Source organism: Aneurinibacillus aneurinilyticus ATCC 12856 (genome assembly GCF_000466385.1).
In the GTDB taxonomy this organism is placed as follows: domain Bacteria; phylum Bacillota; class Bacilli; order Aneurinibacillales; family Aneurinibacillaceae; genus Aneurinibacillus; species Aneurinibacillus aneurinilyticus.
Genome location: NZ_KE952747.1, coordinates 66,805 through 90,193 on the forward strand (window position 1 = coordinate 66,805; position 23,389 = coordinate 90,193).

Annotated in this window: 14 protein-coding genes, 1 pseudogene and 2 riboswitches; of the genes and pseudogenes, 1 reads left to right on the top strand and 14 read right to left on the bottom strand. The window is 46.6% G+C overall.

Going from position 1 to position 23,389, the window contains the following annotated elements; genetic code table 11:
- The 14 genes and pseudogenes from HMPREF0083_RS26275 to HMPREF0083_RS08075 all read right to left on the bottom strand — a co-directional run.
- Positions 1-805 (bottom strand): annotated as a pseudogene (locus HMPREF0083_RS26275) (hypothetical protein); the annotation flags it as partial.
- A 50-nt stretch (positions 806-855) separates the two neighbouring features.
- Positions 856-2,004: a DUF4430 domain-containing protein gene (locus HMPREF0083_RS08015; RefSeq protein WP_021620705.1), complete on the bottom strand. Its 1,149-nt coding sequence runs from the start codon at positions 2,002-2,004 to the stop codon at positions 856-858.
- A 21-nt stretch (positions 2,005-2,025) separates the two neighbouring features.
- Positions 2,026-3,483 carry a prenyltransferase/squalene oxidase repeat-containing protein gene (locus tag HMPREF0083_RS26280; RefSeq protein WP_051354580.1) on the bottom strand — a complete coding sequence of 486 codons (1,458 nt, stop codon included), beginning with the start codon at positions 3,481-3,483 and terminating at the stop codon, positions 2,026-2,028.
- Positions 3,476-7,099: a VWA domain-containing protein gene (locus tag HMPREF0083_RS08025; protein WP_021620707.1), complete on the bottom strand. Its 3,624-nt coding sequence runs from the start codon at positions 7,097-7,099 to the stop codon at positions 3,476-3,478. Before HMPREF0083_RS08025 ends, HMPREF0083_RS26280 begins: the two co-directional genes overlap by 8 nt.
- Before the next feature lies 1 nt (position 7,100).
- The gene (locus HMPREF0083_RS08030) at positions 7,101-7,919 is read right to left on the bottom strand and encodes a DUF58 domain-containing protein (RefSeq protein WP_021620708.1); all 819 of its coding nucleotides are present in this window, start codon (positions 7,917-7,919) and stop codon (positions 7,101-7,103) included.
- 3 nt (positions 7,920-7,922) lie between these two features.
- Positions 7,923-8,894: an AAA family ATPase gene (locus HMPREF0083_RS08035; RefSeq protein ID WP_245191324.1), complete on the bottom strand. Its 972-nt coding sequence runs from the start codon at positions 8,892-8,894 to the stop codon at positions 7,923-7,925.
- Complete coding sequence (locus HMPREF0083_RS08040) at positions 8,845-10,443, bottom strand: hypothetical protein (RefSeq protein ID WP_021620710.1); 1,599 nt, start codon at positions 10,441-10,443, stop codon at positions 8,845-8,847. Before HMPREF0083_RS08040 ends, HMPREF0083_RS08035 begins: the two co-directional genes overlap by 50 nt.
- Entirely contained in the window at positions 10,430-11,164 is a 735-nt protein-coding gene (locus tag HMPREF0083_RS08045) for a hypothetical protein (protein ID WP_021620711.1), read from the bottom strand. Before HMPREF0083_RS08045 ends, HMPREF0083_RS08040 begins: the two co-directional genes overlap by 14 nt.
- Positions 11,161-13,158, bottom strand: a complete 1,998-nt coding sequence (locus tag HMPREF0083_RS08050; protein WP_040301989.1) for a hypothetical protein — start codon at positions 13,156-13,158, stop codon at positions 11,161-11,163. Before HMPREF0083_RS08050 ends, HMPREF0083_RS08045 begins: the two co-directional genes overlap by 4 nt.
- A gap of 16 nt (positions 13,159-13,174) precedes the next feature.
- Positions 13,175-14,503: a DUF4430 domain-containing protein gene (locus tag HMPREF0083_RS08055; protein WP_021620713.1), complete on the bottom strand. Its 1,329-nt coding sequence runs from the start codon at positions 14,501-14,503 to the stop codon at positions 13,175-13,177.
- Between the two features lie 169 nt (positions 14,504-14,672).
- Positions 14,673-14,870, bottom strand: a riboswitch (cobalamin riboswitch).
- A 69-nt stretch (positions 14,871-14,939) separates the two neighbouring features.
- A complete protein-coding gene (locus HMPREF0083_RS08060) occupies positions 14,940-15,302 on the bottom strand; it encodes a hypothetical protein (protein WP_021620715.1) in 363 nt (120 codons plus the stop codon).
- Positions 15,303-15,708: 406 nt separating this feature from the next.
- A complete protein-coding gene (locus HMPREF0083_RS08065; protein ID WP_021620716.1) occupies positions 15,709-17,346 on the bottom strand; it encodes a hypothetical protein in 1,638 nt (545 codons plus the stop codon).
- Between the two features lie 41 nt (positions 17,347-17,387).
- Positions 17,388-20,888 (bottom strand): BadF/BadG/BcrA/BcrD ATPase family protein, encoded by a 3,501-nt coding sequence (locus HMPREF0083_RS08070; RefSeq protein ID WP_021620717.1) that lies wholly within the window; start codon positions 20,886-20,888, stop codon positions 17,388-17,390.
- Between the two features lie 134 nt (positions 20,889-21,022).
- Positions 21,023-22,348 carry a Na+/H+ antiporter family protein gene (locus HMPREF0083_RS08075; protein WP_021620718.1) on the bottom strand — a complete coding sequence of 442 codons (1,326 nt, stop codon included), beginning with the start codon at positions 22,346-22,348 and terminating at the stop codon, positions 21,023-21,025.
- Between the two features lie 186 nt (positions 22,349-22,534).
- Positions 22,535-22,641: riboswitch (TPP riboswitch) on the top strand.
- A gap of 67 nt (positions 22,642-22,708) precedes the next feature.
- Between HMPREF0083_RS08075 and thiT the strand changes: the two genes are divergently transcribed.
- Positions 22,709-23,269: an energy-coupled thiamine transporter ThiT gene (thiT, locus tag HMPREF0083_RS08080; protein ID WP_021620719.1), complete on the top strand. Its 561-nt coding sequence runs from the start codon at positions 22,709-22,711 to the stop codon at positions 23,267-23,269.
- Positions 23,270-23,389 lie beyond the last annotated feature (120 nt).

The following is a 23,389-nucleotide window of genomic DNA, read 5'->3' on the forward strand; positions in this document are numbered from 1 at the left end:
GGGCGATTAAAGCCATCGCGGTCATGTCCACATCGCCCGGCTTGGACTGCTCCTGTGTACCAAGCCGCCAGCCGCCTGTTTTCGTTTGCTGCTCAAGCAGCCACTGCACAAGCTTTTCCCGCGTCCAGCGCGCATCGGCCGGCACCTCAAAATTACCGCTGTCCAGCGCGATCAGGGCAAAAATGACCCCGTTCGTTCCTTGACGCGTCATATAATCTTGAGGCTTTCCCTTTTTGGGCGTGTAATCTTCACTGTTATAAATTTTTTCAAGCATGCTATAGCCGCCGAATGTTTGCGGATCGCCTCCGGCAGCAATAACACCCAATGTCATGCGTTCATAATCCGTAATTTTTTTTCGCTCAGGCCGCTCATCCGGATACTGCTTTACTACTCCCTTCTTCCCCTCTAAGTACCATGCTGGCACCTGCTTGCCGGCACGCGCCAGCGCTAGTGCCTGCCAGTCTCCCATCGAATGATTCATTTCTGTTTCTTCTGCTACCTGCCTGGTGGCCCGTTCAATCGAATCGCGTACTTGTTGCTCTAATGGCTGGCCGCTTTGCTGTTGCAGCGGCCTCGCTGTATTTTGTAGGTAGGCAACATTGGACAAACCTATCGTGTCCTGTGTTGTCAGGGCAAGCGTATCTCCTGTCGTAAATGCCGCAAGCTCGTCCATCGATAGGTCTCGCCAGTCGATACATATCGCTTGCCTCGCTGCTGATGCTACATGTTGTGTTGCGATTCCAAAGGACGTAAACGCTAGTATTGTTGCTATGAAAATGGCATGTATTTTACGCCATATTCTCATTCCCCATCTCCCCTTCGCTCTCTATCATCTGTGTTCCCGAATCGCTTTAGCTAGGGTGAAGCAACCGTGATTGTAACTGGATAGGGACGGACAATATCAATCGTCTCTTCCCCATAACTTTCATTTGCCCGGTATCGTACAGCGGAAATCTCATACGTTCCGGGCTTATTAAATACTAATGTTGCTTCTCCTTTTTCATCTGTTATCACGGCTGGTTCCTTCCCCTTGTATTCAGCTCCTCCTTCTTTGATAAGAATGGTAGCATTGGACACAGGCAAAAATACTTTATCATTGCCCAGTCCATCCATGGATGAAGCTCCTGTAAGCTTCATCCGTACCTCTTCTCCCATTTGCACATGCGTTTTATTGGCGGAAATTTTCGTATATACGTTGTCAAAACCAAAGGCGCCATAGTACCAAACAATGTCATCCCCATCTTCTAAATCTCGCCCCTGAGAGCCTACTGAAGGCAGCGTATCATTAACCGCATACATCCATCCGGACATCCCGCTATGATCAAATTCACGATCGCCGCCGATCATCGCAATGTACAGCCCCCAGCCATAATCCTGAAAATCAAACTTATCGGGCGCATCTTCCTCATTATCCTTTATTTGACTCATCCCCAAATCACGCAAAACCTTGACGATGGCATGGGCATTTGTCGGATTGTTAAATTTATCTACCGACCAGCCATTTGATGTTCCCGATGACGAACCGGATGCCTTTCCCAAATCTGCGGAAATATCATATAGCGGAATTTGCACCTTTGTTCGTGGAAATATGGTCCGGTCATAACCTTCTATCCGCATATATACTTCTTTAATATTCGGTTCTACCTTTATATCAATCGTATCTCGTATGGTTTGGTTGCTTTCTAGAGACGCCGTAACCGAGATAGTTCCCTCTTTCAATGTCAAAAGCTTTCCCGGGTGTTGCGGGGTAAACGCAGCACATTCTGGATTGTCGGTGCTCCAGACAACAGCTTCTTCACTTAGCTCGTCCCCATTCGCATCAAGCACCCTGGCTTGCAGAACAGGTTTGTCACCCACTTTGATGACAGAAGGCGCATGCTGAATGGTAATGGTATGGGAATTCCCGTTTGCTTCTGCTGCCGCCATACTGGACGGCAGCAGACCAAGCACCATAGAAATGGTCAGCAAAAGCGAGAAAATACTTTTCCATACTCTACTTTTCATGTGTAACCCCCTCCTTTACTTTTATTTCTTGACCTGCGCAAGACTCCACATTGCTTGTGCACGATTCACCGGCTTTTTTGCATCAAATCCTGCATACAGCCAGCCCTTTTGCTTTGCCTGCTCCACATAACCAGCCGGATTTGCCGCTACGGCTCCATTCGCCTTGCCGATAAGCTCCATGAATTGCTCTCCGGTTACCGGCTCATTTTTTCCAGTTACAGCAACCGCCTTTGTAAATAACTGCGAAAGCCATTGCTCCAGCTCTGCGCATGTCAGTACTTTTTCCGGCTTGAATGTTCGATCTGTATAGCCTGAGATCCCATTTTCATAGACGAGCCGCATCGTTTCCGTAAAACCAAACTGTCCCGGCTTATAGTCGGTAAACATATTTTTTTCCGCTGTCGGGCGATATTTCTCATGTAGCATGGTGTACGCAGCTTTCGGATTATAGGCATCTGCCATACCGTATAGCGCCTGTTCAGTGGACATACTATTCTGGTACACCGGGAGTGCATCCTCCTCACTTAATACATGCGTAAAGCTGCCGTCCGCTACCTGAAAGCGGAGCATGGCACTGACCGGATTGCCGCCGGACGGCTTCGTCCATGCCGGTCCCAATGGATCTTGTCCATGCAGACGAATCGCCTGAATTACCCATGCGCAGCTTTCCGGATTTTCAGTCCCCCATGAATCAAAACCACCGTTCGCCAACTGCTTTTTCTTCAAAAAATCAAACGCGCGGGCAACAGCTGGGTGCTGCTCATCAAGCCCAAGAATCGCAAAGGCCATCAATGCGGCCGCTGTCATATCAACATCGGATTCAATTAATTGATAATCCGCCGGATCATCAAAATACTTCACATCCCATGTAAAACCGCCATCATGATGCTGCTGTGCCACAAGCCATTCTGTTGCCTTCTTTTTGTTCGGAATAGGCTCCCCTGCTACATGCAGCGCAATAATGCCAAAAATATGTGCGTTTACAAGCTCGTTTCCAACCGGCTTTCCTGTCTTGTTATCAGCTACCGAATCGGCGAAATGACCGTTCGCAAGCATCGTGTTTTTTACCGTCTCAACAAGATTTACTCCCCCAAAATTACGCGGATCTTTACCGGCTGCTACCACTCCGATAATCGTACGCTGATAATCCGTGTTCTTTGTCTTGGACAGGTTTACGCCAGTCCTTACCTGCTGCTCACGCCAAAATGCACCGTTTTTACCGTTGACTGTCCATTTTGGTCCGCTTACATCTTCCCCAAATGCAAACAGCCCAAGCGCGGGCCAATCCAGAATGCCTGCAAATTCTTTCTTTTTATACGTATTGTGATAATATTGAATCGTTTTATTTGCGGCAGTTTTCACTTCGTCGCGTGTAACAATGGATGTAGCCGCCTCTATATTTGGAGCAATTGCAAAGGATGCGACTACGATAATGGCAAGCAGCAAACGCCAAAATTTTGTTTGATATACACTACGCACAGTTTTCACTCCTTTTTTGTTTCCACATTTTCCATGATGATTTACGTAAAGCGATATCAATATAAAACAGCATAAGAAGAAACGGCAGAAGAATATCTATCAGTGGATTTGGTGCCTTAATCGGTAGCACCGGAGAGATGAATACATTCTCTTTCTCGTCTACCCAGCGGCCCCCGATGATCCGCATAAATGCTGCCAGTTTTCTTTCCTGATTGGGATCAGGGGAAACATACTCAGAACCGGTAAATGTGAACAATGTTTTCGTTTGTCCCACAATTGTGCCCTGTTGCTGTACAGTCGCCACAAGCGAATAGTTTCCCGGCTCCTTCAGTTCGACGGTACCACGATACAAACGTTCGCCAACCGCTTGCAGCGGTAAAGAAAATACCCCTGCTGGACCCATAACCATTACATGCGAAGTCGTATTAGACGATGCCAGCGACACATCTACTTGCAATTGTTCGTCTTCCTGTATCGCCTGCATTCGTATAACCCCATCATCCCTATGTGCAAGCCCCCAATTAATGAGCGCTGTCCACTGCTGTTGAAATTGTGGCCATGACAGCCATGCAGCACTCCAGCCACCATTTAGATCGGACGTCCATGCCGCCACATTTCCCAGACCATATCTCCAGGTAGCCAGAATCGGATCGCCTTTTTCACTTTGCAGTAACAAGGAGGCATTGTCCTTTATCCCGGTTCCTGTATATCCGGCCAATGGAGGAAACTGACGCGGCGGAAAATATGGAGCATCCTGTACAATTCGCGGAATAAACGTTCCATGATTTACATAGCGACCGGTCGCTGTATAAGCTTCGTAAGAAAAAATCGTCGGCAAGCTCGCTACGTTTTGTACTGAATATGTCCGTCCGCCTGTAGAGCGGGCCAATGCATTTAGCATTGTTTCAGCAGCATCCTGCCCGATTGCTGCTGTCGATAACGTAATACCGTGCTGCTTCATCTTTTCAATATAAGGCCCGTATCCATCCAGTTCTCCCTGCCCATCTGTCAAAAGCACCATATGCTTGATACGGATAGGTGTACGTTCAAGCATTTGTAATGCATCATTTAACGCTGGAATGATGACGGTACCGCCACCTGCCCGCAGCTGTCCGATTTTCTTCGCCGCCATTTCCTTGTTTCCCACAGCACCAAACGGCACAAGCCATTCAACCGCATCGGAAAATGCCACAACGCCAACATAATCATCTGATTCCAGCGCTTCAAGCGCACGTATAGCTGCCTCTTTGGCCATCTCAATTTTTGCAATTCCATCGCTTTTTTCCTCCATACTTCCCGATGCATCAATTAGCAACAATAGCCCGGTCGCCGGATGCTTTTTATTGTCTTTCATCGTTGCTTGTACTGGCAACATCGCTTCCAGAAGCGTATCCTTGTAGCCTCCGAGCGCAAAGCTGCGCTCTCCTCCGACTACGAACAATCCCGTACCTTGAGCGCGGACAACCGTTTCAAGCGATTGCTCTGCACCGGGCGGAAACTCATAACGCGGTGCATTGACCAAAAATATGGCATCATACGGCACAAGCTGTTCAACAGTACGCGGCATCATATGCGGCCGGACAGATGTATACTGTATATCCATGCCGGTCATTAAACTGCTTAATGGCCCAATGTCTTTTTCTTCACCGACCAGAAGTACACGGGCCGTACGTTTTTGCGTGACAGATACGGAACGAACGTTATCGTTTGTCAGGGTGTCTCCTGCGAATTCAATCTGGCCGGTATACTGATGTGCGGCTGCCCTCTCAGATGCCGGAAGCGAAAAAACAAATGTATTGCTCCCTGGTACCACATGGATGTTTTGCTTTAATACAAGGTGGTCTCCCTCCGTCAATGTGAATACACCATCCGCTTCGTAATTGCTTACAATATCTGCAGTCAATGGCAGACGCTCGGCATGATACGCAAAGGAAGGCAATGTAAGCCGTTGTAACTGCACATCAGGCGCGCCTTTTTGCGGCGTTCGCCACCATAGCGTTTGCACCCGTTTCTGTTTCATCTGCTCCGCGACATTCAGCATCTGCCCCGCATTCTCTCCTCCGTCCGAGACAATGACCAGACGGCGGGCCGCATTCTCCGGAAATATTTTCAACGCGGTGTCTATCGCTTTTTCGAGATTTGTAAAATGAGGATTTGGATTCGTCTGAAACCCATTCAGCACAGGTTTGCGCTGTAGCGGCACATCAACCATCGGCTCTGCCCCAAACGAAAGAACGGCAACATCATCACGGGCAGCTTTTTGCCGTAACATACTTTGTATGTACATTTCTACTTCTTTTTGGGAGGAAGCCATACTAAGCGAACGATCAATTAAAAAAATCGTCGCTGCCCGCTTCGTATCCCATATGACGTGCATTCCAACTGCTGCCAGTAAAACACCAACAAGGCTAGCCACTCGTATGCACTTCCAAATTATCGTTCGCTTTTCATGCATATAGCGTACAGATAATAACCACTCAAGAAGAAGCAATCCAAATATGCAAACAAGCATCCACGTTCGCCAGAGCACTGCCTGCTCATAATGTGCAGAGTATTCAGAAACAGAAGGCTGCTTGACGAACTGTCCAGGTTGTTCCATATCAAAAAACCAGGACACTACATTTTCCACAAATACCGGAAAAGCAAGTTGTAACGGCAAATCGGTCTCCTGCCAGCGCATAGCCATGTACACCTGTTTACCCGGCGCTTCCGTTAGCGCAGCTACAACAGGCTGGTTTGCCTTTTCAACGAAAGGAACAGCATTCTCCGGAACTTGCATGGGTTGAAAACCGCGCCAATCCATCTGCCCAACATCAATATGCTTGAAAAATAACGGTGCAAGCACATGAATAGCAGCCTGCTTCACGTCGGTTTCCGGCATCCCTTTAGCCGGATAATTGAGCCACCATACTTTTGCACCTGTTGGTACATCCGGCTTTGTGCCAATATCACCAATAATGTATAAATCGTATAATATCGTTTTATCCGCCTGCTCCCAAGAAGGGGATTCCGTCACTTCAACATAAGGGAGACTATGCAGCGCTTCATGCACAAAAGTATTTCCGCCAAGCACTAAAATTTTTTTGCGTTCTGTATCGCCTGGCATGATATCCAGTTCCGGTCGTGTGCTCCACTTTTCACCATCGATCTGCCAGGATAAACGCAGAGCACCTTCCCCGGCCTTTCCTACAGAAAACGACACATTTTGAGCAGCCTGTGGCTTAAGCTGTACCGCCTGAGCCGTTGCCGTCTCTCCTTTCGTTAAGGAAAGCTGAATCTTATGCTCTTCTTCAGTATGATTGACAACTTGATAAATTACGGTATTCGTATGGTAATTATACGTGGCACGTGTAACCGTTACTTGCTCTGGAGCCTTGTCTATTGGATCAGGTACAGGTCCTGCCCATGCAAGAACAAACAATACAGCTAGCAATAACCGCAATAGAAGAATAGGAGAACGCCATTGCACCTTCTTTTTGCTCTGTGCTACAATCTCATCCCAAAACTTCAGATGCGATACTTCTACGGAAACGGTTCTCTTTTTTTCATGATGAAGCAGCCATACAAACGGAACAGTAAGAAGAAGGAACAGCGCTGCCGGATGTAAAAATGACATCCTATCTTCCCTCCAGTATGTCGGACAGCAAATCGAGCGGATTCATTTCATCCGTTCCTTGTATATACATTGCATCATGCGAATGGCATGCTTCAGCACATGACAGCAAAAAATGCCGCATCTTTTTTTCGTAGGCATACTTCATGCCGGACGTCATTTCCACCTTCTGTTCCCTTCCCGTTTCCCGATCCACTAGCAGAAGACTCTCTCCTGAAGGTACGCTCATCTCTGCACTCGCTAAAATATGTATGATACGTACATCATGGCTATCCCCTTTTGTATTCTGGAATACATGAATGAATTCGCATTCAAAAAAATCGGAAATAATAATGTTTGTCTCATGTGCCCTTATCTTTTCAAGCACGGTGTAATCAGCTACTCCAGCTGCCGACAGTGTGAGTATCTCTTGCACCAACCTATTTGCTTCCCCTCTTCCTTCATATAGAACATCCCCGGCCGTTAAACATATGATACGCACCCATTCCCCCTGCTGTAGCGCCACATGGGCACAGCCGATAGCCACTTGGCGCGCAACCTTCCACTTCTCGGCTGTCACCTCCATGGAGGCGCTATTATCAAGCCAAATGGTAAGACGGGCATGACCTTCCTCCATGCTCTGACGAACGTGCAATTGACCGGTTCGTGCATAAGCGTTCCAATCCACGCTGCGGACATCATCCCCAGGAGCATAGAGACGGTGTCCGATAACATCTTCTGTACTAGTAAGACGAGCATTTCTTCTGCTTTTGGCGTCAAATGCCGAATGTAGATGCTTACGAACGAACATAAGCCCTGTCAGACTCGCCAAAAAGTCATCCATCTTCTATTCCACCTTCAACACCAATTGTTCGATAATGTCTTCTACACGTACTTGCCTAGCAGCACCAGGATAGCGAAGAAACAGCCGGTGAGACAGGCAAGGAATAGCCAGATTCGCAATGTCTTGCCGGGTCACATGATACCGCCCTGCTGCAAGTGCCTGTATTTTTGCTCCCATTAACAGCGCTTGCGCCCCCCGCAAACTGGCGCCTGATATTACATGCTTACGTACCAATTCGCTGCTGCTATGCTCGGGATGTGTTTCCATAACAAGGCGTACAGCGTATCGCCTTACCTCTTCGGCGGCAGGAGTGCTAAATGCAGCCTGGCGCATCTGCTGTAGTTGCTGAGCGTTAAGCACTTTGCGGGTTGACGGCGCTTCATATTGACCGGTCGTCATATCCAGCACATGCAACAAAGCTTCCATACCAGGCATCGTCAGCTTCAATTTCATCATGAAACGATCAAGCTGCGCTTCTGGCAGTGGGAATGTTCCTTCCATTTCCAGCGGATTTTGTGTAGCCAACACAAAAAATACGTGTGGCAATACGTATGTCTCATTCCCTATAGTTACTGTCTTTTCTTCCATTGCTTCTAATAATGCGCTCTGTGTTTTGGGAGAAGCCCGATTAATCTCATCTGCCAGTATAATAGAATGAAACAGGGGACCCTTTTGAAACCGAAACCGTATCTCTCCATTCCGCTGCTCTGCCACCATCGTACCCGTAATATCTGTCGGCATTAAATCAGGCGTAAACTGAATACGTGCGTATGATACATCAAGCGCTGCCGCCAGCGTTTTCGCCAACCGGGTTTTTCCAAGGCCCGGTGCTCCTTCAAGCAGCACATTCCCCCCCGCCACAGCCGCAAGCAGCAGGTCATGCACAATTTTTCCCTGTCCTATCACAGCTTGATTTACTTCTTGTTCAATCATGCGAAACATTTTTTGAAACGTTTGAATCTCTTCCAGCGACACGTTCTTTCCCTCCACTCAACTGTGCAAAATAATGCTCTATTACTTGTTCACGCGCCAGTGGAATATCCTGTCGATTTACATATTCCATTCCGTTCTTTTGAAACGTAGCCCACGCTTGTCCGAGGGGACCGCTCCCGCCAGACTCGGCCCACACATTAACAGCTTCCCGCTCACGAATGTCTCCTTCCTTTCCCAGGCTTCCACGTAGCAAGGATGGGGAAGACGTGCCAGCGAGGCGTGTGGCTTCTTCTCCTTTCACCATGTTATGTGGATGTGTAGCAGGTTTGTGCTGGCCTGCTGAGCCAAAACCGCCTGTCCCATTTGAACTTTGCCGCACCTGCATCCCGCCTCCTCCTGCCGCTATCGCCTCCGTTCCGTTTGTATGTACTTGTTCACCATTCGTCAAACCGCTCTGATTTCCAAATGCAAGAGAAGAAACAGGGGTTTCGCCTGCCTTTCCTTCACTTGCAGTAGCATCGAGCGCCAATAACCGTTCTTGAATCTGTTCCAATTTCCCGGCAATTTTTTCTGTCTCCGGTGCAGGCATCCCTACTTGCGACTGTACATCCAATAGTTTTTCTAAATCAGAAGGAGTCATTTGGTGATTCTGCAACTGTTCATATGCTGACTGTAGCGCGTCGGGAACCGGTGAGCTGTTCAGATCTTTCTTGATTTTCTCCACATTTTGCAACATCTTTTGCTGCACTCCATTAGGAAAAGGAACTTGATCATTTCCCGTCAAACTGCGGGCCCATTGCATCATTTCTGTACGTGACATTCCTGTGTCAGGAAAATCAGTACCTTGCAACATTGCATATGCTACTGACGCAAGGGGGCCAGAGCCTTGAGCATTTCCCTGTACAATCGCTTTTTTGGCATCAGCCACTGCCTTTGCAGCTTCCTGATACGAGGTCGAATGCGCAAGCTCCCCCTGCAGGCTTGCAAGCGTTTTTTCCATTTGCTGTATATTATGTATTTCTGCTGCTGCAGAAATATCATTTCGCAACTTCTGTACATGCTCGCGTTCAGCTTGAATTCTTTTGTCTATCTTTTCCCTATCACTAGCAGCTTCACGGGCAGGGGCTGGTACAAACCAGGCTGAGATACCGACAAGCAGCAGGATGACAGCATAGGTGAGCCATTTTTTATTCAGGCACATATGCCAATGGGCTACCGGCTGTACAACGCTGAGTGCCTTCTTTGTTTCTTCAATGAACAGCAAAATCATAGGGGAATCACAGTGCCTATATTCCAAATACGTAATAAGCCGATCCTCCATACCAAGCGCATCTCCGCATATGGCCGCATCACGCAAGGAAGGTCGGCGACATGCACTATATAGCAGGCTTCCTCCAAATAACACAGCACTCCCCACCCAAGCCTTCGTTCCGCTGTATAAAAGCGGAATAAAGAGCGAGATGCCCCCTATTGTCAATATCCATATTCCACTAGCGACTGCTCCGACACACATAGCTTGCACCATTCGATTTTGCCACAGTTTCCACCGCATACGACTGAGCGCTCTGTCAATATATTCATCTCGCGGCATATTTCCGCTCCTTTCCTGCTGTGGCTCGCTGTTTTACATAGGCACAAAAATAGAAAAACGTGCCAAATACGACCGAGAACAGACAAGTTATTATAACAGGAAGACTGCCGAGTTGATTGCCGCCTATCGGTTCATAAAGCAGACCGCCAAGCACAAGCAATGGGTTAATAAAGAACAGAAGCGGAATATCTTTGTCAAATACAGTCGTAATCACCGCCTGCTCATATGCTACATAAACAGACAAAAAGAGTATGCTTATAAGCAGTACACTTCCGCTGAACAGCATCATTCGAAAAAAATACCGTATGGGAAACGGTCTTGTATGAACAGACGCTTGTTGCAAACCAGCAAGTGCGATTCCCCAGCTCACTTCAACACCCAGTATAGTTCCAAACGACGCAGGCACCCTACCCCAGATAACAAAATACGCCAGGTAAATCGGCAAAGCCGCGCCTACAAGTAAGCATACGGGTTGTACAAACTTATACCCAAGCTTCCATATCGAACGATTCTGCTCACGATTGTTTTCGTATAAAAATGGAAAAAAAGCGGTCAACAAACAAAATTGTATGCCTGTTATATAAGCGTATCCCAGATGAAGCCGAGCAGGATTGTACCCTTCTTCAGAAAAAATCAGACCGAATAATACAGCAATTAGTGTCAGTGCAAGCATTCCTGTATACCAGCTCACCGCTTCAGGCCGGAGACCGTTTTGTTTCATCTCTTCCGCTCCTCCCCGATTTCGATAGACGGTGTAAAAACCCGTCCCTCACCATTCGCTTTTACCATGAGCGGGCCATTCCGGACATATGGCGCTAATAATGTCCAATCAGATTGTACATTCTCCCACGCCGTGGATTCATAATTGTATATTTGATATGATATTGCGTCTGTCTCATCCTTTGTTTGAATGGCGAATCTGGTTTGCGGCGGTAGGGCTGGCGCAGAATAATACCACACAACAGGCTTATCCCTCCCTATCTCTTGCTCATATGCTGTAGGCGTGTCTGGTCCATTGTAAACAACGGGTGAAATCACTCCTGATGGATAAGAAGCAGAATCCAAGGAGAGGGGATACACATGCAAGGTATGTGTGAGCATATGCTGTTTTTTTCCATTTAGTTCTACTTGCCGCTCTTCCTTCACAAACCCGAACCACAGTGCATCCCAGCCAGATGCCCGCAATGCAGTAACATACGTATCATATAATGCCTGTTCACTGTTCGTTAACGGCACAACCCGCTTAATGTATTCTGTACGTTCATAATCTCCCATATGACGAAGGGCATGATTTAATCGGTACTCAATGCGAAGCCTCTCCTTCCCTTCCACCTCCCTTGTCGGAATTACAGTGTCCCCTATTAGTAAAAAGCTATGTTGTAGTGAATCGATCCGTGGATTTTGAATGGTTCCTGTAACCGTATTTGCTTCAACTTTCAGTACAGATGCTTCACTAGCATTCCCTTTGTCAGCTTTGCTGGATTGATTGTACAAAAGATGAGGCCCATCAGATTGATAGGAAAGAAGTTTCTCCATTCCATCCACCTTAGTAGCCGTTCTTCCCATATCAGCAATCCAGTCTGCATCTGGTAACTGAACCGTCAGCGGCTTTGCCTGCTGCGGATAAATAGCCACCCATTCATGGGCGGTTTCGCCTGCTCCATGTACGACGATTCGCGCCGCAACCTGACGGCTGCCATACATTCCTTCTACCGCTCCCCATAACAGAAACAACAAGCTGCCTCCTGTAATAATGATAGCTGTATACCAGCGAACATGCCTGTATATTCGGATGCTTCCTGCTATACACAGTACATATGTGGCAAGTACAATAACAATCGCAACGCCTAGCTTATATGCAGGCTGCAGCAAGCGAGCAGCTACCGCCTGCATGTCTCCAAGCACACTTGCACGATTTGTAATCTGCTGTCCCTGTAATACACGGGATAATAGAACAGGTTTTATATGCGTGTGTATTTCCTGCTCCATTGTTAAAAGAGCGGTTGGCGATGCCAGCTCTTGCTGCATGGGAATAACATAACCTTTACCTATTGCCTGCGGTGCCGTAAGTGATGGAAATAACGGCGAATGCAAACCGTTCAAAAGCATGCCTCCCCGTTCTATCCAGGTTTGTATGGCACTTTGCTGGGAAGATGTCAACATCGCTCCCGGCACACGATCCAAAATGATAAAAGGCAAACTATCCATTGCAGCAACCTCACGATCAATGGAAGACAATGAAAGCGGCACCGGGACAATGTTGTATGTGTCCGGGAATGGAAGCTTCATTTCTGATATATATCCTAGTTGCTCCGGGGCCTCACTTATAAGCCCAACTATTATTGTTTCTGCAGGCAGCAAACGGATAAATGCTTTTTCTTCCTGCTGCCGCTGGGTCTGCGCGTCCAAAAATTGCACCCGGACTTCCTGCACATTGGGAAGCACTGGCATAGAAAACGATACACTTTGTTTTGTACCCGCTTCTTTGGCCAGGCTGTGGCTCATCTTATTCCCGCCGTATTCCACCTGCACTTCGCCCGATACAAAACGTGAGGATTCAACCGTGACATAAACAGACATAATATCACCTGGGCGCGCCACCCCGCCATATCCGGCTTCAACTGTAATTTTCGTATCATTTGCCGCCCACCCGGTTGGCGATAAAAAAAAGCAGCAAACGAGCATCACCACATATATCCACTGTTTTCCCCTCAAGCTGACCGTCTCCCCATTAATTTACATACGGTACATTCTCTATACCGCTCTCGGTTATAACTGCTCCGAAATGCTGTGTGATGGAATCAGGCCGATGCAGGAGTGTATCCAGTGCCCGTTGTACGCCTTGCCGATCAGTGCCGGTAATAAGCCAGAAAGGGTAAATGCTGCCCATTCCACCAGCATTCGTATAAATGGCTCCTGCTTGTTGATAGGATGTTATTACCTTCCCGTTAAAATCAAGCGCATGCAGCTTTCCATCAGCGAATTTGACATACACCCCGATAAGTTTATTTTTCGTATTCATCTTCTCAAGAGTTGAGCTGTTTTTTTGTAGCTGTTCCCATGCCCCAATCAAGATGTAGTACTTCCTAGGATTTTGTAAAGCGCCCGGTTCATATGGAACAACATCAATTTTCTTTACTCCTTTTGTCTGCAAGCTTTTTTTCAACTGTTGTGCACTCTGTTCATAACCATCTGCATACATAATGGCGGTGCCAGGATTCTTTCCACCAAAACCGTTTTTAAACGGTTGCGGATATGAGCCAATGACACCCGGGATAAACATTGTTGTTGACCAATCGTGATAATCCCACCAGATTACATCCCCCGGATGAGGCCGATATTCTGCTATGCCAATCGGTGCCAAAATTCCGTTCACCCAATAAAACCAATCAAGTTTCTTACGTTCAGATCCAGTGAAAAATGTATAATGAGATTCCAAATTATTAATTGCATTGACAAACCCGCCGCCATACGCGGTCTGAATATCGAGATTACGGAACAAAACTTCCATACCAACCTCATCTTTGACCAATCCAACCCGCTTGCCAAACATTTTTTTATGGCCATAATCCTTTGTTACGAACAACTGCACATGATATGGACTTCCTATATCGCCTGACGCCTTATGCGTACTGGAGTTTTGAGCGGCTGGCGTCCCTTCCTTGTACTTGATTTCTCCTTGAACCGGTCCTTTATACCCTTTGTATATACCAGTTTCCTGCTTTGGCGCCGGCTTTGTAGAAGCGTTCGCTGTCCTCGCTTCTTTTGCAGAAGGTGCAGGCTTTTCCTTCTCTGCTTTTTTAGGCTCTGGTTCCTTCTTTGCAGGTACAGGCGAAGATGCTTCTTTCTTCTTTTCTTTTATATTTATGTCAGAGGCAGGCGCTTCTTTTTTTGCAGGCTTTTCTGCCGGCACCTGCGGAGCGGCTTCTACAGGCTGTTGTACGGTCTGCTCCGGTGCAACATTCGTAATGACTTTTTCTTCTTTTGTCGATGTACAACCACTCATCAAGAAAACAAGAATAATAAGACAACAAATTCTACCAAGAAATTTTTTGTTCATCCCTTTTCATTCCTTTAGCCTATCTCTCAGCAACAAAAATCCACTAAAAAAGCCATCCCGTATGGAGGGATGGCATCGCAAGCATCAAAAATACAGAACATAAGAACTGTCCTATGCCTAACTGTAGCTTCATGTACTCGTCTCTTAATTCTCACCCCCCGAAGAATTGGAAACATATGCAGAAAAGGCAGGTCTCCTGGCTTATGCGTCATTGCTTCTCTTCGTCTTCCCATCTGGTTATTAGACAGTGACATATGAAAGAGTCGCTCTGCATTTACAGTGGCGGGACCGCGCCGGAATTACACCGGTCTTCCCTTTTAAGCAAATATACTCGTTTGATATTTGCACCTTTTCCTTAAATTATTTACTTTTGATACTAATCATATAGCCTCCCCTACTTTTTGTCTATATTTAGAAATAAATAATTTTCCGATTTTTATGAATCCCGGTACGTACTGCTTTGCGCTACATTCCTAACTGTGTCTGTAGCATCAACCGTTTCTTCTGTTGCCTGTGCAATGGCATCCAGAACATCATCGGTGCTGTCTGCTGCAGTTTCCATACCGGATCGCGTCGCTTGAACTGAATCATCCATAACATTTTCCGTCGCTTGTTGCCACATGCCTCGATTGTCGCGGCCTCTTGTCATTCCATATACGGTTGCACCAATGCCTAAAGCTAACAATGAAAGCGCCATTATGTTTCTGTTATTACGTTTATTCCTAAATCTTGGTATCATACGTTGACGCATTCCCCTATTATTACCGAATAATGATGCTGCTCCACGTATACCGTTCATCTTTTTGCACACCTCTTTTTATGTTATGAATAAAACGTTTGAAAAAATTAGCTAATGAGCATGACTATCACTTTAACTATCAGCGCCAATAATCCAATCACTTCTAACCATATAATAAAACGTGTGGTTTTTTCCATTTCACCGTTCCGTTTACTCTGCTGTATATTTACTGTTTACTATTGACAGAACGTAATTGCCGCTGCTACTTTCACAACTTTCCGTATTCCCCTGACTGCTTCTCCGTTTTCGATTGCTTAGTGTTTAATAAAATCCCGACCCTCTCTACATTCTTTATCAAATGCATCATAACGAAACAAAGAAAATGCTGGCGTCTTCTCCATTACAAAAGCCTCCAAAAAATATTTGGAGGCTAAACCGTTTAACCCAAAATAGTGATGTGTGATTACTAAACCCCTTCAATCTTCTCCCTGTTCTGTCGAAAGGAAATCCAGTTAAAAAAACCGCGTATGCCATATACTGTATTTGCCGCCGTACAAGCAACGACATGACGGCTTGTTTGCAGTGGATGAGTAAATTTTGCCTGACCTGGTATTTGTTGAAGCTGCTGAACCGTAATGCCTTTTTTTGCTAAGGCTTCTTCAAACTCCTTCTGTGCAGCCTGTTTTGCCTTAAACAGCATCATCTGTATTCTGCTGTATACGTTAATCGCTCCATCTCCCGTTGTTTCAATCGGAAGAAAAATGGCTTCAGGATACTTCTCTGTAATCAATGATTGAACCCCGTCAGATACACCTGAAGACGGCATACACCCGAAAGGCTTGACAGAGATGGTCATGTTTACTTTCTTTTTTGCCGTATTAAGAATGAGCTTCCCTACTTCCATATGCCCCTCACCGCCACGCAAATGGTTGTTGTAATGATCATGGGCAACCTGGGCAATCTGATCCATGTTGGGTAAATGATAATCATGCAGACCGATAGCTCTGGCATACGCTTGGAACATTACTCGTACGGCACGGTCAGCCAATCCTAATACAAGCAGGCGCAAGGCGGGATTCTTCCCTTTTAGGCCATAACGTCCGGAATCCGCTTCTTGCAGGTTCATTCGTTTACGCGTATCGTAACGCCCTTCCCAAATAAGGTACAAGATCCAGGCTGTAATTGATTGTACTTCAACCTCAGCACCTTCCCGCTCTAGAAAGCGCTGTAACTGATAATTGCCATCTCCTTCTGTAGTCATGGCCCAAAACTCTCCGATGATACTTACTTTCGGTTTTACCTGTGTTCTGTCGACCCGAATCGCTTGCAGTTCCTGGCGACATCTGCGCAACGCTGGGAACAACTGCTTACGCTGGCTCAAAGCATCATACAAATATTGTTTGCAGCGGGATAAAGCGGCATCAGTCGAACCTACGTCCACTTCATAGGGACGGATACGGTATCCTATTGCATTCAAAATGTCTCCCAGGAGAACAGCCTTCAGAAAGCTGATAAAGAATGAAGCATCCAATTTAAGAGCCGATTCCTCACCGGTCGCCTGTTTCAAACCATCCTGCTGTTGGAACAAGAGAACCCGGAATCCATCGAACCCTGCATCGCGCAATGCCTTACGGTACTCTGTGACATACGTACCGAATCGGCAAGGACCACAAGATCCGGCCGTAATGAACAGGTAATTGCGAACAATTTCCTCCTTTGACTTCCCTTCCACATCTCGAAGATGATGAAGATGTTTAATTAAATTCCCTACTGTGAAGTACGTCGGGTTGCACTGTCCTCGATTACCGAATTCCTTGCCGTAACGAAGCGATTCATTATCCGGGCAGTCCAAATGCTCTACCCGATATCCCAGCCCTTTCAGCGCTCCCCCCACCAAATAATCTTGAGCCATGGTTAATCCCCCGAAGAGAATGGTCGTGGTAGCTTTATCTTTGAGCAAAAACTTACGCGGAACAGGATCAAACCACTGATCCTTTTTTTCCTGTAAACCTAAGGCTGTTTCCTGCTCCGTCTGAAACAGGCGCAACTCATTCTCAATAGAAAGATGCTTCCATGATTGTTCCTTGTTTTTAGTGGTAGACATAATGTACTTTTCTCCTTATTTTGATGAAGTTATAGATGCTTTTAATTTCCCGCCTGAGAAATACTCTGATTTTCATACAATTCAACTTGTTTGCTTTGCTTTTGGCTTAACAGTTCAACGCGTTTTTGCTCAAGGCGGCGTTGTAATTCCGCTTTTTTCTGGGCCAAATCCTGTAGGCGCTCTTCATGAAGTCCAAGGCTATGAGCATACGTCTTGACACGTATTTTAATCGAACCACTTGGCTTGTTAGCATCAATATCATGCAATGCGGAATAAGGCGTACCTGCCGTTGAAATAATCGAATCAATCAGCCCATAGGTCGGAGCGTCATGTCCACATTTAAAGCTGGATAGGTCCAATACAGCTACATTGGGATGGCGGGCGGCAAACTTGGCTGCCCAGACCTTTTGCACACTATTGGAACTGAAGTTTTCCGGCCACACATCGCTTACTTCCAACGCGTACTCAACACGCCCGCTTTTCAGGTCGTCTTTGAAAAAACGGCGCAGCCAAGCTTCATCCTTAGGAATAGAGCGCATGGACATGATGGGATAGCCTAGTACTTGAAACTCTTCCAATACGCTATGGTTAAGGCCCGGATCGGAGTGATAAGGACGTCCAATCATCAGAATAGAAAGACGATTTTCCTGTTCCACCTGCTCTAGGATCATGCGGCCCTTCTCCTGCATCTCGGTATCAAACAACTCCATGGCTTTCCAGCCCTCGTCCACAGCAAAATCACTCTCATCCTCCGTAATTTGCAGATATTCCTTGAATGCCTCATACAACTGTTTCTTCATCAAATTCGGCTCTATAAAAGTAACCGCCGGATCAAGGTACGTAATCCCTTTTGCCGCAAAAAAGTCGATTTCTTTTGTGAAAGCAGCTTTAATCACATTTGGGGCGCCAGCTACAATCGGGCAACTGGTCGAATCCATTACGTTATGCAAATGGGTTGGAATATGTGTAATGCAGGGAAAAAAAATATAATCAAGCGCTTTTTTCTCATTATGATATTTAAACAACAAATTATGAACATGGGCCTGAGCTACTTTTGATGGATAGCACGGGTCGATTGAACCATACTTTCCTCCTTCCTGCCACATCTCCTCGCTTGTATAGTCGCTGAACACAATGTTGCGCTGATCGATGCCAAGTGTCTCGAAATATGTGCGCCAAAAAGGGGCGGTAGACCAAATGTTAAGCACCTTGGGAATCCCGATACGAATCTTGCTTCGTCTCTCCATTGCTTCGTGGGAAGAACGCTCGAAATGATGCTTTTGCCGCGTTTTCCTCATTCCGCTCAACCATGAGCGCTTTAACCGCGCATCCTTCACCGGCGTATTCGGTTCAGGCAACGGCATCGGATCATAGAAATGCTGGAACATGCGACGCGCTTCATATTCCACCAGATTCGGATAATGTTTCTTTAGCTCTTGGCGCTCTCTGGTCAGTTTGATCACAGCTTCCTTATCTTCTACGGTTCCCTTTTCACAGCTAAAACCAGAGATATAGCGAGCCATGTTTCCGTCTGGTGTTTGAGAATCGATAAAGGTGCGGCTGCAATTGTTAGGGCAGAATGTGCATCGGGTCGATTCATCATTGCGGGTCATATAATACAGGTTAATGGCCGCATCCAGCCCCAAAAACGTCGAATATCCCCTACGCTTTACAACACGCAACGTCTCCATAGCGGCTCCTATCGCTCCTGCTTCTCCTGGATGGGGATGAACATATACTTCTGCATCGGGAACTCGCTCCTTAATATAATCGACCTGAGCCTTGACGGCAGCCAAGTTGTATTGCGTTCCTCCCTGTAAAACAAATTTACGTCCCAGTTCTGCCATGCGTGGAATTTGCACCACATACTGCCATATATTCTTTGGCAATACGAGGGCCAGACCAGCCAACAATTCCTCTTTCGAATACCCTTCCTTCTGAAAATTCACCCGATCCGCATCCAGAAATACAGCACAGCCGTATGAGAATTTAGGAGAAAGCGGAGCGCTAAAGGCTGTATCCGCGTACTCCTGAACCGGAATGCCGAACTGGTCCGCCATGGCTTGCAGTAACATCCCGTTTCCGGCGGAACATTGATTGGACAGCCTGAAGTTGCGAATATCCCCATTTTTGAGAAAGAGGACCTTGATGTCCTGCCCGCCGATATCGCAAATGACATCGATATCACCAAATTGGTGAACGGCACTCATCATATGGGCAACAGTCTCTACAATATTGACATCCGCCTTTAACGTTTTCTCCAGAACGTCCGCCGCATAGCCCGTAGCGCCAAATCCAATGATTTCTAATTCCGCTCCTTGACCTGTCACCCTATCTTGAATCCGCTTCAACATTTCTTTTGTATCTTCGAGAGGGTTCCCCTTAGAAAGCTGATATTCCTTAAGCAAAATGGTGCCGCTTTCATCAACCAAAACAGCTTTAGAAGAAGTCGAACCACCATCAAGGCCGATGACTGCTCTTACCTTCTGTCCCGGTACGAATGTAGCCGGTGTAAAACGGGGAATACGATAGTTCTGACGAAACGCTTCCAATTCCTTTTCACTGTTTACCAGAGGAGGTCCGGCATTTTCCCCCAGTTTCGCCTTCCGGCCATGAGCAATAAATTCCTTTAAACTTTCAAGCCCTGTGTAACGGCCTACACCAACCGGTTCATGCATCCCATACATGACAGCACCATAAGCGGCATAGTACTGTGAGTTCTCAGGCACAAAAATCAGTTCATTAATGGGAACATCTTTCGGATAATCATATCCTCGTTCCTCCCATGTGTCAGGAATCCGCTTTCGCCAGCACTCTTGCAGAAAAGGTAGATATGTATTCGGACCACCCAGCAAAAGAACACGGTGCCGTAATGTATTTCCACGAGTCAGAACAGATAAGTTCTGCATAACAATAGCATCTGCTAAAGAGCACATGATTTCAGTGGAAGGAATTCCGCTTTTCACCAGATTGACAATATCCGTTTCGGCAAATACACCGCATTTGGCGGCTACATGATGCAATTTCGTATCATCAAAGTGCAGATTGCCCACTTCCTCCATAGGCATCCCTACTTTAATCATGCACTTATCAATTGTAGCGCCGGTGCCGGATGCACATTTGTCATTCATAGAGGTTAATGCCTGCTTGCTTCCTGTTTCCTCATTTTCCTTAAAAATGATGATTTTGGCGTCCTGTCCGCCAAGCTCAACCACACTCCCCACATCAGGGTGAAGATGTTCCACCGCCATCGTAACAGCATTTACTTCTTGAACAAACTTCGCTCCAATGTGTTCAGCAATCGGACCACTGCCAGAGCCTGTTATAAACACACGAATGTTCTCCTGGTTGATGTGTGGAAATTCATTTCCAATGATGATTAAGAACTCTAAGACCTTTTCCGCCTGCTTTGTGTTGTGACGTTGATAGTCTGACCAAAGAATTTCTTTGCTTTTTGGATTCACTACGGTTGCTTTGACGGTCGTTGAGCCAACGTCAATCCCTATAACTAAAGAGTCTACTCTTTGGCTTCTGTCTTCCATGAGATTCTCCTTACCAAATAAAAGTATAATTTTATGATGGGAATAAACTAAGCAACATATACATAGTGAAAACTAATTTCCCTTATCAACAAAAAAACGTCGGCTTTCACCCAGGCGAAAGACCGACGCTTTTTTTATAATATCATAGCAGCAATTAAGCCGAATACGAACAGCGGAATGTTGTAGTGTAAAAATGTAGGTACGCACGTATCCCAAATATGATGGTGCTGCCCATCAGCGTTAAGACCGGACGTAGGACCAAGCGTACTATCGGAAGCCGGTGAACCTGCATCGCCAAGCGCACCCGCTGTTCCAATTAACGCAGCGGTAGCCAGTACCGAGAAGCCTAGCTCCGAACAAAGCGGTACATAAATGGCAGCAATAATCGGCACTGTACCGAATGAAGAACCAATTCCCATTGTAATGAGAAGTCCGACCAGCAGCATTATGGCTGCTGCGAGCAGTTGATTGCTTTTCAGTATATCGCCACTGGCGGATACGAGCTCCTTCACGGCACCCGTTTCCTGCAAAACAGATGCATAGCCTGAAGCGAGCAGCATAACGAAGGCAATAAACCCCATCATTGCTACCCCACGCTGCACCACATCATCCCCTTCTTTCCAGCGAACGACTCGAAAGCCGAACATCAGAAGGATTCCGGTCAGCGTGCCGATAACAAGGGACTCTGTCCATATCTGTACGCCAAGTGCGGCTGCAATTGCTATCAGCGTAAGCACATGCCTACCAGTAAATGAAACATTCTCTTCTTCTTTGCTTGAAGGTGCAAGTATATTTTCTTTATTCATATACTTTCTTTCTTTGCGATACGTAATAAAAAGGGCAACAAACAGCCCCAGTACCATGCCAAGTCCCGGAATAAGCATCGCTTTCGGAAACAGCGATACATCGATAGGCATCCCGTTTTTCCCCATCTCTCTGACTACAATCCCGTGATAGATAAGCCCGAATCCGGCAGGAATCATAATATATGGGGCCTGCAGGCCGAACGTCAGCGCGGACGCGACCGCCCGACGGTCTATTTTCATACGGTTAAATAAGCCGAGCAACGGCGGAATCAAAATCGGTATGAATGCGATGTGTACCGGGATTGCGTTTTGTGACAGCGAGGCCACAAACGCGATCGTCACAAGCAGGATGCCCCGCTTGCCTCCAAGCACACGAATCAGGTTTTTCACCAGAATAGCTGTAATGTTGGAACGGGCAATCATAACGGCGAACATTCCGAGCAGCACATAGCTAAGCGCGGTTTCCATCTGCCCGCTCATTCCTTTAATCATCGTGGCCATCGTCTCGGTAAGTGGCAGGCCGGCGATAAATCCGGCTGTTACCGCCGCTGCAATTAATGCGAAAATAACGTTAATCCGCAGCAATGAAAGAAGCACGATAACAAGCACAGACACAACAACTGCGTTAAACAACTCCGTTTCCCCCTTTAGCATGGTAGACAGATGAAGTTATATCATACTAAAGAATTTATGACAAGTAGAATAATATATTTTTAGTTTATACATAAAAAAATAAAAAAGGATATCTATCAGCTTGTCTGCGAATTTCCGCTTTTGCTTTGCCACAGGTAAAGAATGTGCTAAAATGAATCGAACCTTATTGCATACATCTTTCATATTGCTTCGAACTGGGGGTGCCGCTGTGCGGCTGAGATTGAGTACCCGCACTCAAAACTCCTGTACCTGATCTGGGTTATGCCAGCGTAGGAAAGTTCGGGCACTTGTGCGCAGGCACTTCTCTTTTGCGGGAAGTGCCATTTTTGTGCAAAATTACTGATTAACAAGGGGGAAAAAATGAGAAACGAAAAATTGCTTATCATGCTGGAGACGGCGATTATGGCTACTCTTGCCTATGCGCTAAGCTTCATAAAGTTCGGCGGTTTCTGGGCACAGGGCGGGTCCATTTCACTTGTCATGATTCCGATTGTATTGCTTTCATTCCGCCGTGGAGTCAAGGCCGGACTCACAGCCGGACTTATCGTAGGATTGCTAAAATTAATGCTCGGAGGCTCTATTGTCCACCCTGTCCAGGTGTTGCTTGATTATCCGCTGCCTTATGCGGTCATTGGCTTATCCGGTCTGTTTGCCGCTTCAGGTGCCGCTGGTAAAGCAGCTACTATGACACGTGCCGTACTCGGCATTACGCTCGCAGCTTCACTCCGATTTCTTTGCCATTTCAGCTCTGGTATCATCTGGTTTGGCAGCTTTGCTCCAGAAGGAATGCATGCCGCCTGGTACTCCTTCCTGTATAACGTATCGTACCTTGTACCGGAGATTTTGATTAATAGCACCATTATTTGGATATTATTATCTTCGCGTGCATCTCTGCTCACACCGCATTCTTTCTCACGTTAATCGTATATGACGCAACCGACAAGGCTGCGTCTTTTTATATGTTCATTCTTCAAGGGTGTTGATTATCCAGTACGATTCAGAGTGGGTCGTCACCACATCGTGCCCAAACGGGCGTCGGTT

Excerpts from the sequence above, each read along its gene's own strand:
- HMPREF0083_RS08075 (WP_021620718.1), bottom strand. The coding sequence starts at position 22,348 with ATGCTAAAGGGGGAAACGGAGTTGTTTAACGCAGTTGTTGTGTCTGTG.
- thiT (WP_021620719.1), top strand. The coding sequence starts at position 22,709 with ATGAGAAACGAAAAATTGCTTATCATGCTGGAGACGGCGATTATGGCT.
- HMPREF0083_RS08015 (WP_021620705.1), bottom strand. The coding sequence starts at position 2,004 with ATGAAAAGTAGAGTATGGAAAAGTATTTTCTCGCTTTTGCTGACCATT.
- HMPREF0083_RS08040 (WP_021620710.1), bottom strand. The coding sequence starts at position 10,443 with ATGCCGCGAGATGAATATATTGACAGAGCGCTCAGTCGTATGCGGTGG.
- HMPREF0083_RS08030 (WP_021620708.1), bottom strand. The coding sequence starts at position 7,919 with ATGGATGACTTTTTGGCGAGTCTGACAGGGCTTATGTTCGTTCGTAAG.
- HMPREF0083_RS08025 (WP_021620707.1), bottom strand. The coding sequence starts at position 7,099 with ATGTCATTTTTACATCCGGCAGCGCTGTTCCTTCTTCTTACTGTTCCG.
- HMPREF0083_RS08070 (WP_021620717.1), bottom strand. The coding sequence starts at position 20,888 with ATGGAAGACAGAAGCCAAAGAGTAGACTCTTTAGTTATAGGGATTGAC.
- HMPREF0083_RS08055 (WP_021620713.1), bottom strand. The coding sequence starts at position 14,503 with ATGAACAAAAAATTTCTTGGTAGAATTTGTTGTCTTATTATTCTTGTT.
- HMPREF0083_RS08060 (WP_021620715.1), bottom strand. The coding sequence starts at position 15,302 with ATGAACGGTATACGTGGAGCAGCATCATTATTCGGTAATAATAGGGGA.
- HMPREF0083_RS08045 (WP_021620711.1), bottom strand. The coding sequence starts at position 11,164 with ATGAAACAAAACGGTCTCCGGCCTGAAGCGGTGAGCTGGTATACAGGA.
- HMPREF0083_RS08065 (WP_021620716.1), bottom strand. The coding sequence starts at position 17,346 with ATGTCTACCACTAAAAACAAGGAACAATCATGGAAGCATCTTTCTATT.